Source organism: Bradyrhizobium sp. UFLA05-153, from assembly GCF_054185185.1.
The window spans coordinates 1-13,005 of the sequence record NZ_JBBIAM010000085.1 but is presented as its reverse complement, the minus strand read 5'-3'; the positions used below and the strand labels follow the sequence as shown (position 1 = coordinate 13,005).

Here is a 13,005-nt window from a genome sequence, read left to right as displayed (position 1 = left end):
GTCGATTGCAAATTGTGGCAACTCATTGTGCGTAGAGGCATTTTGCGATCGCTATCTTTCACCTAGGCTCTAGCCCAACCAGCGTTCGCTTCATGAAGGCATTCGTCTCGGCCGCGTTTCAGGCCATCAATAACGTCCTGGAGCCTATCGGCCTTCGCCTGATGCGCACCAACGCGCCGGTCAGGAACTTCGGCCTGTTCTTCAAACACCTGAAGTCGCTTGGCTTCGATGTGAAGACGGTGGTCGATGTCGGCATCGCCTTCGGCACGTCACCGATCTATAACGCATTTCCGCGCGCCAAATATTTCCTGGTCGAGCCCGTGGCGGAATGCCGCCCGATCCTTGAGCAGCTCAAGCAGCGACTTGACGCCGAATATTTCCTGGTCGCGGCCGGTGCCGAGAACGGTGAGATCACCTTCAACGTCCACGACGACATCTCGGGCTCGAGCATCTTCGCGCAGGTCGAGGGCAAGGCGCTCGACGGCGAGGCGCGCAAGACGCCGATGCGGCGGCTCGACTCGCTCTTGCCGGAGACGCTGGAGCATCCGGTGTTCCTGAAGATCGATACGCAGGGCGCCGAGATCGAGGTATTGAAGGGGCTCGGCACGCGGATTGGCGAAATCGATCTCATGATCCTCGAGACCACGATGATGCCGATGCGGCACGGTATCCCGCAGTTCGCAGACATCGTACGCTTCTGCGACGACGCCGGCTTTGCGGTCTATGACGTGCTGGAGGGGCACATGCGTTCGCTCGACGGTGCGCTCGCCCAGATCGATCTTGCCTTCGTCCGCAAAGACAGCCCGCTGCGCAGCCAGACCGCGTATTTCAGCCCCGACCAGCTCGCGGAATATCTCAAACGCCCGAGCAAGCTGCGCGGCGCGTAGTCGTCCCCGCGACGGCGCTGTGCGTCAGATTTCCGCGAGCAGGATGAACAGACAGCGGCGCTCGCCCTTGTTGACCATGCCGCCGCGGTGCATGCCGTTGCCGTCGAACAGCACGCAATTTCCGTAGTTCGAGGTCGCGGCGAAGTGGCCCTCGCGCAGGCGCGCCACATCCGGCGAATTGTCGGAAAGGTCGCCGCCGAAATCGGCCTTCTTGCGCAGGAATGCCGGCAGCGCCATGAACTTCCTGCGCGCGTCAGGCCGGCGGCCGGAGAAGCCGGAGAAATCGTTGGTGCGCCGGATCATGCCTTCGAACCAGCCGATCTTCGCGTTTTGGCTGCCGCGGATGTAGCAGAAAGGGCCGCCGTCTGGACCGACGTCATGGACATAGATCGCGCATTTCAGCATGCCGTAGGTGGCATCGATGTGCAGGTAGCTGCCCCAGGGATCGGCGAGCTGCGTGTCCGGGAATACCCGCTTCCAGAATGCGAGGTCCTGGTCGTTGATCTGCGCGTTGACGTGCTTCACGCCGGCCGGGCGGCCGAGATAGGCGCTCGCCGCTTCCATGATGCCGTAGCGCTTGAAGATGGACTCAACGGTCGCGAAGGCCTGCGGATCGGCCGAGCGCGTGCACCAGTAGACGTTGTCGTCGAACCTGCGCTTCTCCGGCGGAATGTTGGCGCGCCGCTCGTCGAGCTTGGCGAAACCCGGATTGGTCACGCTGCGGATCTGGTCGATTTCGTCCGGCGCGAGCGTCAAACAGACAATGCCGTCGGATTTGATCTTGTTGTGCAGCGCCGGGTTCTCGGGCTTCGCGGGGCGGCGCGTGCCGGTCAACGTGCCGATCGCGCGGCTCGCGCGGATGCGCGCATACATAGAGATGTAGCGCAGCGCTGTCTTTGCATTGAGGCCGCTGAAGCCGGCTTCCTTGGTCAGCAGCGGCATGTTGTCGTAGTCGACGATGCGGCGGATGGTGACGAAGGCAAACGTGCGTAGGAACACATTCAGCGCGTAGAGGCGTTCACGGAATGTCGGCTTCGGCAGCATGCCGCCATAGGCCGGATGTGCGTCATAGTCGATCGAGGGCAGCGTGTTGCCGCGATAGGGCGGAATCGGAAGTTCACCAATCTCGACGGCGCGTGCCACCGGCGTCACATCGGAAAGTGAATCGATCGTCGTCATGTCGCGTTCTCCCGGAACGAGCGCGGTTCGTCTCAAGCTCGCCCCGATCTATACAGCTTGGGGCGCTGCACAGGCAACAATGGCCGGGACTTATCCAGTCGTTCCGGGCGGTTCCAGAGGGCCCGCTAAATCGTGGAAATGCTTCGGGAAAGCGCGCTTGAGGTCGATCTTTCGAAGGGTTCCAGCGATGGCTTCGGACGCACCCCCGCGGCCGTAGGGCGGCAGATGGGCCGGATCGGGCTGGAACCGGCCCTCGAAGATGCGCTGGAGGCTTGCCAGGATGAAGTGCGAATCGGCGGGACAATCGATGATCGAAGCGGCGCGGAGCCGGCCCTTCTGGCGATCGCCGATATTGATCGTGGGTACGCCGACGGCCGGGGCTTCGAGGATACCGCTGGAGGAGTTGCCGACCACGGCGTCGGCAAGCCGCAGCGCGGACCAGTAGCGCTCGCTGCCGAGCGAGGTGAAGAGATGGGCTCGATCGGATCGTGTCGCGATGAACGTTCTGATCGCGTCGTCAATGGTGCGATAACCGGGATCGGCGTTGACGCCGGTGAAGATGAAGCTGCGGTCCTTGATGTCGGCAAGCGCGCCGATGAGGGCAGTGACGTTGGCAGCGTCGGCCTCGGGCCGCGCCGTCGTCGGATGCAGCGTCACCAGCAGGAAGCGCTCGGGACCGCCGATGCCGAGCTTTGCGAACAACTCGGCGCGGGTCAGCGGTGGTGCTACATCCGCCAGATCGAGGCCGGGCGCGCCGACATTGAAGACGAAATCGGGCTGCTCGCCCATCTGGATCACGCGCCGGCGATAGGGCTCGGCTGCGACAAAGTGCAGGCAGGCCATCTTGGTGATGGCATGACGGATCGCGTCGTCGAAGGCGCCCGCGGTGATCTCGCCGCCATGGACGTGCGCGATCGGGATGTTCAGAAGCGTCGCCGCAACCGCTGCTGCAAGAATCTCGTAGCGGTCGCCCAGCACGACGAGGATGTCAGGTCTGAGTTGCGCAAGCACCTCGGCAAAGCCGGACACGCCGATGCCGGTGCCACGCGCTACCGTCTCGGCGCGGTCATCGTCGAGCTTGAGGTCGATTTTGGCCGCGATCGGAAACCCGTCCGCCTCGATAACCCGCCACGTCTCGCCAAAGCGAGGCACAAGATGCATGCCGCAGGCGACGACGCTGAGGTTGATGTCGTTCATCGCCTTCAGCCGCGTCAAAATACCCCGCAGCAGTCCGTAATCGGCGCGCGAACCGGTAACGACCGCGATGCGGCGGTTTGCGTTCATGTCAGCTGCTGCCATGGTGAGGTGTCGAGCATTCCGTGCTCGATGACGTAAGACGCATAGGCAAGGTCAGCGGCGCTCTCGATCTCGATCGAGTGCAGCCGGTCCATCATGATGCCGTAGCTCGCTGTCGGTTCGGCGTAGATCTTGCGATGCGTGCGCATCGCGTCCCAGCCGACGAGGTAAAGCGCGCCGTTCATGGTCACTTCAGGCACCTGGTCCTGCCGCCGCTGCGCCGTCGTCTTCAGCATCTTGTCAACGATCTCGCCGATCGAACCGTCCTCGCCCAATGTCCCGACGAAAATCGAGGCCACCTCGGTCTCGCGCATGCCGACCACGAGGCTTGCCTTGCGTTTGGCAAACAGCTCGACGGCCTCGTCAAAATGTTTCGGCGTTGCGAAGGGCGAGGAGGGTTCCAGCAGCATGATGGCGTCGTAGCGCCGCTTCTCATGCGTCTCGATCCAGTCCATAGCGTGGAGCACGACGTCGTTGGAGGAGGCCGTGTCGGTCGCAAGTTCGGCCGGCCGCTCGAACAGCACTTCGGCGCCATGCCGCTTCGCTTCAGTCCGGATCTCGGGGCTGTCGCTGGAGACGATCAGACGCGAGCAGTAGCGGGACTGTTTTGCGGCGATCGCCTTATAGCCGGTCAGGCTGAGGCCGCCGATCTCGCGCAGATTCTTGCCGGGCAGGCCCTTCGATCCACCGCGGCCGACCAGCAGGAACAATATCTCGGGCGAGTTCGTCATTGGCTCTCGACAATCCTGCGTTCAGGCCGATGGGGAATCGGCGCGATTCGGGGCTCTTACGGGGGCCCTGGGGAACAAAGCAAGCCGCCCGCTTGCGTTGCTTTTACCAGCGTGCTCGACTAAGACAACCGCTTGATTGGCGGGCGATTTCGCTTCGCTACCTGCGACAAAACCCCATGCATCGCCGAACCTTGATCATTGCTGAGGCTGGCGTCAACCACAACGGCGATCGCGCCCGCGCGATTGCGCTGGTGGAGGCCGCCGCGCGGGCCGGGGCAGATATCGTTAAGTTTCAGTCCTTCCGTGCCGACAAGCTCGCGACCGCCGAAGCCGCGAAGGCGAGCTATCAGCAGGCGACGACCGGCAAGGCGCAGTCGCAGCTCGACATGCTGCGCGCGCTCGAGCTCAGCGCCGACGACGAGGAGCAGATCGCAGCGGCCTGCGCAGCGTCCAACATCACGTATATGTCGACGCCGTTCGATGCCGACAGCGCCACGCACCTGGTCCGCCGCGTCGGCGTTTCCACGCTGAAAGTCGGCTCGGGCGACCTCACCAACGCGCCGCTGCTGCTGCATCTGGCGCGGTTCCGCCTGCCGATCATCCTGTCGACTGGCATGGGGACGCTTGCCGAAGTGGAGCAGGCGCTCGGCGTCATCGCCTTCGGCTATCTCAACGATGCGACGGCGCGGCCGACAGCAGCCGACTTCGCCAAGCTTCTGCTGGACCGCGCGACCTGGACGGAGCTGCGGGCCAGGGTCACGCTGCTGCATTGTACGACCGAATATCCGGCCGATCCGCAGTCGATCAATCTGCGCGCGATGGCGACGCTGCGTAACGCGTTCGGTCTTCTGGTCGGCTTTTCCGACCACAGCCGCGGCATCCACGTCGCGGCGGCCGCCGTGGCGCTCGGCGCCACCGTGATCGAAAAACATCTGACGCTCGACCGCAATCTGCCGGGGCCGGACCATCGCGCCTCGATCGAGCCGGACGAGATGGCGGCGATGATCGCCTCGATCCGCGACGTCGAGGCCGCACTCGGCGACGGACGCAAGGTGCCAGCGCCCGAGGAAATTCCAAACCGCGCTGTGGCGCGGCGCAGCCTCGTTGCGCTTCGCCCCGTGCGCGCTGGCGAGCGCTTCACAGAAGACAATCTCGGCGTCAAGCGCCCGGGCGACGGCGTTCCGCCGCTCGAATTTTGGAACTATCTCGGCAAGACCGCCCGGCGCGACTACGCGGCCAACGAGGCGCTCGAGCCATGAGCCTGATCGTGCTTTGCGCCGGCGGTCATGCCAAGGTCGTCATCGAGGCGTTGCTGAGCCGTGGCATACGTCCCGCGGCCGTCACCGATCGCGACGCCGCGCGTGTCGGCGAGGCCGTCGGCGGCGTTCCGATCACGGGATCCGATGACGACGTCATGAAGATGGCCGCCGATAAGGTCGAGCTCGCCAATGGTCTCGGCAATCGCGCCTCGCGTACCGATTCGGGGCTGTCGGGCCGGCGTGCGCTGTTCGGCCGGTTTGCCGCGCTGGGGTACAAGTTTCCCGTGATTGCGCATGCCTCGGCCGTGATCGCCTCCAATGCGCAGCTCGGCGACGGCGCGCAGGTGATGGCAGGTGCCGTGATCCAGCCGGCGGCATGGATCGGGCAGAACGCCTTGGTGAACACGCGCGCGGTGGTGGAGCACGATTGCATTGTCGGCGATCACGCGCATATCGCACCGGGGGCGGTGCTGTGCGGTGGGGTGTCAATCGGCGACAGCGCGCATGTCGGCGCGGGCGCCGTGGTTTTGGTCGGCGTCAAAGTGGGCGCCGGGGCCGTCGTTGCCGCGGGCGCGGTGGTTGCAAAGGATGTCGCGGCCGGCGGGTTCGCCGGCAACGAGTAGGATTAGTTTGTCATGAAGGGTGCCTTCGTCGTCAATGAAGATACGCCGTTGATCGAGACGCTGCGGCGGATCGATCAGGGCAATCTGCAACTCGCCATTGTCGAGCGCGAGGGCAGGATCGTCGGCACCGTCACCGATGGCGACGTGCGGCGCGCGCTGCTCGGCGGCGTCGGCCTCGACGCCTCAGTCAGCCTAGTGATGAACCGCACGCCAATCACGGCGCCGCTCGGCATCTCGAATCCCGCCGCGCTCAACCTGATGCGAAAGCATTCGATCCATCAGCTTCCGCTCGTCGATGCGGAGGGACGGGTGGTCGAGGTCAAGCTGATCGACGATCTTGCGCTCGCGCAGCAATCCGATCATTGGGTCGTGCTGATGGCCGGCGGGCTCGGCTCGCGGCTGAAGCCGCTCACCGACGACATCCCGAAGCCGCTGATCCGCGTCGGCGACAAGCCGATCCTGGAAACCGTGCTCGGGGGCTTTGCGAAGGCCGGCTTCGGCAAGTTCTTCATCTCGGTCAACTACAAGGCCGACATGATCCGCGACTATTTCGGCGACGGCTCGGCCTGGGGCGTGGAGATAAACTATCTCCAGGAAAACGAGCGGCTCGGCACGGCGGGAGCGCTGTCGCTGCTGCCGGGGCGACCGACGCAGCCGTTTTTCGTCATGAACGGCGACCTCCTGACGACGGTGAATTTCGAGCAGATGCTGAAATATCATCGCGAGCACCAGGCCTTTTCCACGGTCTGCGTGCGCGAGCATTCCGTGACGGTGCCGTTCGGCGTGATCGATTTCGACGACCATCGCCTGCGCGGCATCCGCGAGAAGCCGACGCAAAAGTTCTTCGTCAATGCCGGCGTCTATCTGCTCGATCCCGGCGTGCTCGACCATCTCGACGCCAACGAAGCGGTGGACATGCCGACGCTGATCGAGCGCACCATCGCCAAGGGCAAGCCGTCGGTCGTATTCCCGTTGCGGGAATACTGGATCGACGTCGGCCGTCTCGACGATCTGCAGCGCGCGTCCGACGAATTCCAGAGGATCTTTGGATGAGCACCGAACGTTCGCTCCGCGAGATGATGTCGCTCGACGGCCGCGTCGCTGTTGTCACCGGCGGCGCCGGCTATATCGGCCGCGCGATCGCGGGCGGCCTTGCCGAGCTCGGCGCCACCATCGCGCTGGTCGACATCGCGGCGTCCGCGGGCACTGAGGCCGCCGCGAAGCTGACGGCCAGTCATTCGGTCAAGGCTTCGATGTTCGACTGCGATTTCGAGCAGGGCGATGCGGTGAAGGATCTGCCGCGGCGGGTGCGCGAGGCCTTTGGCGGCATCGACATCATCGTCAATTGCGCGGCCTTCGTCGGCACCAGCGGGCTAGAAGGCTGGGCGGTGCCGTTCGAGCAGCAGTCGGATGCGACCTGGCGGCGGGCGATCGAGGTCAATCTCACCGCGCCCTTCGTCTTGATTCAGGCCGCGGCCGAGGACCTGGCCGAATCAGGACATGGCAGTGTGATCAATATTTCCTCGATCTACGGCCTCGCCGGGCCCGACTGGCGGCTCTACGAGGGAACTGCGCTCGGGAACCCGGCCGCCTATGCCGCAAGCAAGGGCGGGCTGATCCAGATGACGCGCTGGCTGGCCACCACCATGGCGCCAAAGGTTCGCGTCAATGCGGTGGCGCCGGGCGGCGTCTTCAGGGCCACGCCCGAGCCGTTTTTGAGCCGCTATGTGGCCCGGACGCCGCTTGCACGCATGGCGCGCGAGGACGATATGAAGGGCGCTGTGGCCTATCTGGCGAGCGATCTGTCGGCCTATGTCACGGGCCAGTGCATTGCGGTCGACGGGGGGTGGACGACGTGGTAAGCCGGCAGCAAATCATGCAATCGCGAGAATCTCCGAAATGTTGAGCTGTAGCAAATGCTTATTGCCGGAAACGGCGGAGGCCACATCGTTCGACGAAGAAGGCTCCTGCAGCGTTTGCCGTCAGATCGAGGTCCGTGACACCCAGATCGATTGGGACGACCGTTACAAGCAGCTCCAGGAGCTGGTCGGCCAACACCGCGACAAGGGCCTTTACGACTGCATCCTGCCCTATTCGGGCGGCAAGGACAGCGTGTTCCAGCTCTGGTACGTCGTGCGCAAGCTCGGCCTGAAGCCGCTGGTCGTTCGCTTCGACCACTGGTTCTACCGGCCGCTGGTCGAGGAGAACAACACCAGCGTGTTCAAGCAGCTCGGCGTCGACGTGCTCAACTTCACGCCGAACTGGCACGTGGTGCGCGAGCTGATGCTGGAATCGCTGAAGCGCCGTGGCGACTTCTGCTGGCACTGCCACACCGGCATCTACGCGCACACCATGCAGATCGCGATCCGCTACGAGACGCCGCTCCTGATCTGGGGCGAGAGTCTTGCGGAATACCAGTCGTTCTATTCCTATGACGAGATGGAAGAGGTCGACGAGAAGCGCTTCAACCGCGCCATGAATCTCGGCATCACCGCCGAAGACATGTACGAGTTCCTCGGCGGCCGCGTCGCCAAGCGCGATCTCTATCCGTTCGTCTATCCGCCGCGCAAGGAGCTGATGCGGATCAAGTGCCGCTCGGTCTGCCTCGGCAGCTACATCAAGTGGGACACCAAGAAGCACGTCGACATCATCAAGAGCGAGCTCGGCTGGAAGGGCCAGGAGGTCGAGGGCATTCCGCCGGAATACGACTACGAGAAGATCGAGTGCTTCTTCCAGGGCGTGCGCGACTACCTCAAATACATCAAGCGCGGCATGGGCCGGACCAACCATCTCGCCAATATCGACATCCGCAACAAGCGCATGACCCGCGAGCAGGGCGAGGCGCTGGTGCGAGAGTTCGACGGCAAGCGGCCGCCGAGCCTCGATCTGTTCCTCGATTATCTCCAGCTCACCGAGGAGCAGTTTTTGGGCATCGCGATCAAGCACGAGGTCAGCCCGTGGCAGTTCTCGCCGAACACGGTCGAGCCGGGCCGCCGCATGCCCGACATGGACAAGTGGGACAACACCAAGGTGCCGTGGCCGAACCATCCGGGTGTCGAGATCGGCGGCGGCAAGAGCTAGGCGAGACTGATCGGGCGGCGCGGAGGTCGCGCCGGGGGAGCAGGCGATGTCAGGCGTAGCGATCGTCGATTACGGCATCAATAACGTGCGCTCGGTGAAGAATGCCGTCGAATATTGCGGCTTCGATCCGGTCGTGACCCATGATGCCGACGCCATTGCCGATGCGTCCCACGTCATCCTGCCGGGCGTCGGTGCGTTCGGCGATGCGATGAGCAACATTCGCGCCCGCGGCATCGACGAGATGCTGGAGCGCCACGTCCGCGAGAAGGGCAAGCCGTTCCTGGCGGTGTGCCTGGGCATGCAGCTCCTCGCCAACACCTCCGAGGAGCACGCCGACGACGGCGTGGCGCATCGCGGGCTCGGCTGGTTCGATGCCGACGTGCTGCGGCTGATGCCGAACGATCCCGCGCTGAAGATTCCGCATATGGGCTGGAACATGGTGGCGAAGGAGCGCAACCATCCCATCCTCGCCAATATCCGCGAAAGCAATCTGGCGTTCTATTTCGTGCACTCCTTTGCCATGCGCTGCAGGGATGCGGGCGACGTGGTCGGCTTCGCCCAATACGGTCAGCCAGTGACCGCGATCATCGCGCGGGACAACATCGCCGCCACGCAGTTTCATCCCGAGAAGAGCCAGGACACCGGGATCGAGCTGATGAGCAATTTCCTGCGCTGGAATCCCTGAATTCGATGTTGAAGAAGCGCCTGATCCCAAAGTTCCTGCTGCGCGATGGCAGGCTCGTCAAATATGTCCGCTTCTTCGAGAACGAGCGTGCCGCCGGCAATCCGGTGACGACCGCCAAGGTCTATAACGATTACGGCGTCGACGAGCTGATCGTGCTCGACATCGTGCCGAGCGCGGCCTCGCGCGGCCGCGTCGTCGACATCATCGAGCGGATGTCGGAAGAGATTTTCATGCCGTTCACCGTCGGCGGCGGGGTCAAGACGCTCGACGACGTCAACATGCTGCTGCGCGCCGGCGCCGACAAGGTATCGGTGAATTCGGAGGTCGTGCGGCGCCCGGAATTCTTGCGCGAGGCGGCGCGCACCTTCGGCGACCAGTGCATGACCGTGTCGATCGACTACAAGAAGATCAGCCCCAACCATGCCAGCGTGTTCATCGACGGCGGCCGCGAGCATGTCGCGCTCGATCCGATCGAATGGGCACAGCGCTGCGAGGAGATGCATTGCGGCGAGGTCCTGCTCGGCTCGATCGACCGCGACGGCACCATGTCAGGTTACGACCTCGACATCATCCACAAGGCGGCCAGAGTGTTGAGCGTGCCGCTGATCGTCTCCGGCGGCTGCGGCTCGCTCCAGCATGCGATCGACGCGCTGGAAGCCGGCGCGTCGGCGGTTGCGATCTCCTCGATGTTCCTATTCACCGACCACAGCCCGATCAAGCTGCGCAGCCATCTGTTCTCGCGCGGCCTCGATGTGCGCGCCAGCTCCTCAAGCAGGAATTAGCATCGTGCAGCTCTCGCTTACCCGCCACGATCTTGCGCATTATGTGCGCAAGCAATTCGAGAATCTGTTCCCCGATGGCGCCGACCTCGGCGATCTCCAAAAATTCGTCGATCTCGCGCTCGGCCGGATCGACCATTGCTTTTCACGCGTGCGGCTGAAGGGATTCTTCGCGGGTGGCGAGGCGCGGTTCTCGCACTGGCATTCCGACCAGTACGCGATCTTTCTCTACTACCTCGCCAACTCGGCGTTTCGCGAGCGGCCCGGCCATCCCATCGCCGACAAGGCCTATGCGCTGAACAAGGCCCTGCATGCGCTCGACGCCTTCTACGAGGTGGAACTACCCGACGTCTTCGCGGTCCAGCATCCGGTCGGCACCGTGCTCGGCCGCGCCAGCTATTCGGATTACTTCATCTGCTATCACAACTGCACGGTGGGAGCGAACCTCGACAACGACTACCCGTCGTTCGGCCGCGGCATCGTGATGTATGGCGGCAGCCGCGTCATCGGCAAGACCGCCGTGGGCGACAACACCTTCGTGTCGACGGGCGCGATCGTCATCGACGGCGGCATGCTTGCCGCCGACAGCATTTTGCACGGCATCTTTCCGAAAGCGGCACGCTCGCCGACATCGCGCAACGTGGTGCGCGATATTTTTGGCGTCGGGACCTGATCAGGTCAGCCGCTTGAACCCGGCATGCGCGACGGGGCCGCGCAGCAGCTGCTTGACGGCCTTCTGGTCGACCGCGGTGCGCAGCTCCCGGAATACCTCGGTCACCGTTTCCAGATAGCGGTCGACATGGGCATCGGTGTGCGACCACATCGCATAGAACGACCCGGTGGCGAGGATGCCGCGGTCCAGCATCATCTGCGTGAACAGCGTGCGCACCTCCTGCGCGTCGGGCATGTCGAAGGCGAAATGGCCGAGCGGCGAGATGCCAGAGACGTGGATCGGCAGGCCGGCGACCTGCGATGCCTCGGTCCAGCCCTTCTGGATTCGGCCGCCGATCCGCATCAGGTGTCGCGCGACGTTCTGCTCACGATGCTTGCGCAAGGTAGCAAGCGCCGCGACCGGGCCGACGCGCTCGGTCCACGCCGTCGAGCTCACAAAAGTCTCTTGCGCCGCGTCCATTACCGCGGCGCGGCCGACGATGGCGGCCATCGGGAAGCCGTTGGCGATGGCCTTGGCGAACACGGCCATGTCGGGGTCCACGCCGTAAGCGAGATGGGCGCCGCCGGAATTGATGCGGAAGCCCGAGGTCACCTCGTCGAAGATCAGCGCGGAGCCGCAGTGGTCGGCGAGCGCGCGGATGCCCTTGATGAAGGCCGGCTCGGGCTCGCTGGAGCGCACCGGCTCCATCACGATCGCAGCGAGCCGCTCGCCATGGGCGGCGACGATCGCCTCGATCTCGTCGAGTCTGTTAAAGTGGAACGGATGCATCAGCCCGGCGAGGCCGCGCGGCACGCCCTTGGTGTCGAGGCCCGGCAGCAGATGGCCGTCGAGCGCAGTCGTCTCGCCGAGATTGGCGCTGAGATACCAGTCGTGCCAGCCGTGATAGCCGCAGAACGCCACCATGTCGCGGCCGGTCGCAGCACGCGCGATGCGGACCGCGATCGCCATGGCCTCGCCGCCCGCGCGACCGAAGCGGACCATGTCGGCCCAGGGATGCAGCTCGACCAGAAGTTCCGCGAGCTCGATATCCTCGGCACAGTTTAGGGTCGACATCGAGCCCATGTCGATCGCGGTCTTCACCGCGGCGTCGACGTCGGGATCGGCGAAGCCCAGAATCGTGGCGCCGATGCCGCAATAGCTCATGTCGAGATAGGTCTTGCCGTCGAGGTCCGTGACCTCGGCGGCCTTGGCCGATTTGAAGTAGGTCGGCCACTGCTCCGGCAGGAACATTTCCGGCCGCTTTGAGAGCAATTGCGTTCCACCAGGCATAACCTTGCGCGCGCGTCGGTAAAGCGTTTGGCCGGTGCTCGACATTGGATTCTCCTGCGCGGAAGGCAAGCGGTGGATACCGCAAGCCCCCCGGTCAGGCAAGGTGCAGGGGAGCAGGGCCTGCATGCTTGAAATCGGCGCGCGATGCTGCAAAACAGGCGGGCGCCTGATCGTGCCGGGCGGGGAAGAGGGACCATCATGGAGGCTTCGACGTGCGCCCGCCGCTTTCACGCAGCAGGCGTTGGCGTGCTCGTCACGGTCCTCGTCGTCTGGCTCGCTCTCTCCGTGACCGCGGTGACGCGGCAGGGCACCTGGGCCGACGAAGCGAGCTACATCATCAAGTCGTGGTGGTATGTCAGCGGCGCGGTGACGCCCTACAGCGCCACTGACGCGACCTGGTATCAGCCGCTGCTGTTCTACTGGCTCGGTGCCTGGCAATGGATTGCGGGCCACGACATCGTGGCCACGCGCGTGCTCTCACTGCTGGTCACCGCCGCCAACGTCGCGCTGCTCGCGGCGTTCCTGCGCCGGCTCGGCTGCACC

Annotated in this window: 14 protein-coding genes; 10 read left to right on the top strand and 4 right to left on the bottom strand. The window is 64.3% G+C overall.

Annotated features, from left to right (window positions below):
* Positions 1 to 92 precede the first annotated feature (92 nt).
* Complete coding sequence (locus Q2941_RS35560) at positions 93 to 887, top strand: FkbM family methyltransferase (protein WP_458195374.1); 795 nt, start codon at positions 93 to 95, stop codon at positions 885 to 887.
* Positions 888 to 911: 24 nt separating this feature from the next.
* On the opposite strand, the gene Q2941_RS35555 is transcribed toward Q2941_RS35560, so the two are convergent.
* The 3 genes from Q2941_RS35555 to Q2941_RS35545 all read right to left on the bottom strand — a co-directional run bounded on the left by Q2941_RS35555 (position 912) and on the right by Q2941_RS35545 (position 4,093).
* Positions 912 to 2,066, bottom strand: coding sequence for a phytanoyl-CoA dioxygenase family protein (locus Q2941_RS35555; RefSeq protein ID WP_458195373.1), 1,155 nt, complete (start codon positions 2,064 to 2,066; stop codon positions 912 to 914).
* A 90-nt stretch (positions 2,067 to 2,156) separates the two neighbouring features.
* Positions 2,157 to 3,350 (bottom strand): UDP-N-acetylglucosamine 2-epimerase, encoded by a 1,194-nt coding sequence (gene neuC / locus Q2941_RS35550; RefSeq protein ID WP_458195372.1) that lies wholly within the window; start codon positions 3,348 to 3,350, stop codon positions 2,157 to 2,159.
* On the bottom strand, positions 3,347 to 4,093 hold the full coding sequence (locus tag Q2941_RS35545) for an acylneuraminate cytidylyltransferase family protein (protein ID WP_458195371.1): 747 nt from the start codon (positions 4,091 to 4,093) through the stop codon (positions 3,347 to 3,349). The genes neuC and Q2941_RS35545 overlap by 4 nt, the downstream gene beginning before the upstream one ends.
* Before the next feature lie 176 nt (positions 4,094 to 4,269).
* On the opposite strand from Q2941_RS35545, the gene neuB reads away from it, so the two are divergent.
* The 8 genes from neuB to Q2941_RS35505 are packed head-to-tail and all read left to right on the top strand — an operon-like array spanning position 4,270 to position 11,193.
* Positions 4,270 to 5,352: an N-acetylneuraminate synthase gene (gene neuB, locus Q2941_RS35540; RefSeq protein ID WP_458195370.1), complete on the top strand. Its 1,083-nt coding sequence runs from the start codon at positions 4,270 to 4,272 to the stop codon at positions 5,350 to 5,352.
* On the top strand, positions 5,349 to 5,975 hold the full coding sequence (locus tag Q2941_RS35535; protein ID WP_458195369.1) for a NeuD/PglB/VioB family sugar acetyltransferase: 627 nt from the start codon (positions 5,349 to 5,351) through the stop codon (positions 5,973 to 5,975). Before neuB ends, Q2941_RS35535 begins: the two co-directional genes overlap by 4 nt.
* 12 nt (positions 5,976 to 5,987) lie before the next feature.
* Positions 5,988 to 7,028: a nucleotidyltransferase family protein gene (locus Q2941_RS35530; RefSeq protein WP_458195368.1), complete on the top strand. Its 1,041-nt coding sequence runs from the start codon at positions 5,988 to 5,990 to the stop codon at positions 7,026 to 7,028.
* On the top strand, positions 7,025 to 7,837 hold the full coding sequence (locus Q2941_RS35525; protein WP_458195367.1) for an SDR family oxidoreductase: 813 nt from the start codon (positions 7,025 to 7,027) through the stop codon (positions 7,835 to 7,837). Before Q2941_RS35530 ends, Q2941_RS35525 begins: the two co-directional genes overlap by 4 nt.
* Positions 7,838 to 7,874: 37 nt before the next feature.
* Positions 7,875 to 9,056 (top strand): N-acetyl sugar amidotransferase, encoded by a 1,182-nt coding sequence (locus Q2941_RS35520; RefSeq protein ID WP_458195366.1) that lies wholly within the window; start codon positions 7,875 to 7,877, stop codon positions 9,054 to 9,056.
* A gap of 46 nt (positions 9,057 to 9,102) precedes the next feature.
* Positions 9,103 to 9,741, top strand: a complete 639-nt coding sequence (gene hisH / locus Q2941_RS35515; RefSeq protein ID WP_458195365.1) for an imidazole glycerol phosphate synthase subunit HisH — start codon at positions 9,103 to 9,105, stop codon at positions 9,739 to 9,741.
* A gap of 5 nt (positions 9,742 to 9,746) precedes the next feature.
* Positions 9,747 to 10,523: an imidazole glycerol phosphate synthase cyclase subunit gene (locus Q2941_RS35510; RefSeq protein WP_458195364.1), complete on the top strand. Its 777-nt coding sequence runs from the start codon at positions 9,747 to 9,749 to the stop codon at positions 10,521 to 10,523.
* Positions 10,524 to 10,527: 4 nt separating this feature from the next.
* Positions 10,528 to 11,193 (top strand): LbetaH domain-containing protein, encoded by a 666-nt coding sequence (locus tag Q2941_RS35505; RefSeq protein ID WP_458195363.1) that lies wholly within the window; start codon positions 10,528 to 10,530, stop codon positions 11,191 to 11,193.
* Here the strand turns inward: Q2941_RS35505 and Q2941_RS35500 are convergent, their stop codons facing one another.
* Positions 11,194 to 12,507 carry an aminotransferase class III-fold pyridoxal phosphate-dependent enzyme gene (locus tag Q2941_RS35500; RefSeq protein WP_458195362.1) on the bottom strand — a complete coding sequence of 438 codons (1,314 nt, stop codon included), beginning with the start codon at positions 12,505 to 12,507 and terminating at the stop codon, positions 11,194 to 11,196. It lies immediately after the preceding gene.
* 153 nt (positions 12,508 to 12,660) lie between these two features.
* Here Q2941_RS35500 and Q2941_RS35495 point away from each other — a divergent pair.
* Positions 12,661 to 13,005 (top strand): hypothetical protein (locus Q2941_RS35495; protein ID WP_458195361.1); only part of this gene is annotated, 345 nt, incomplete at its 3' end.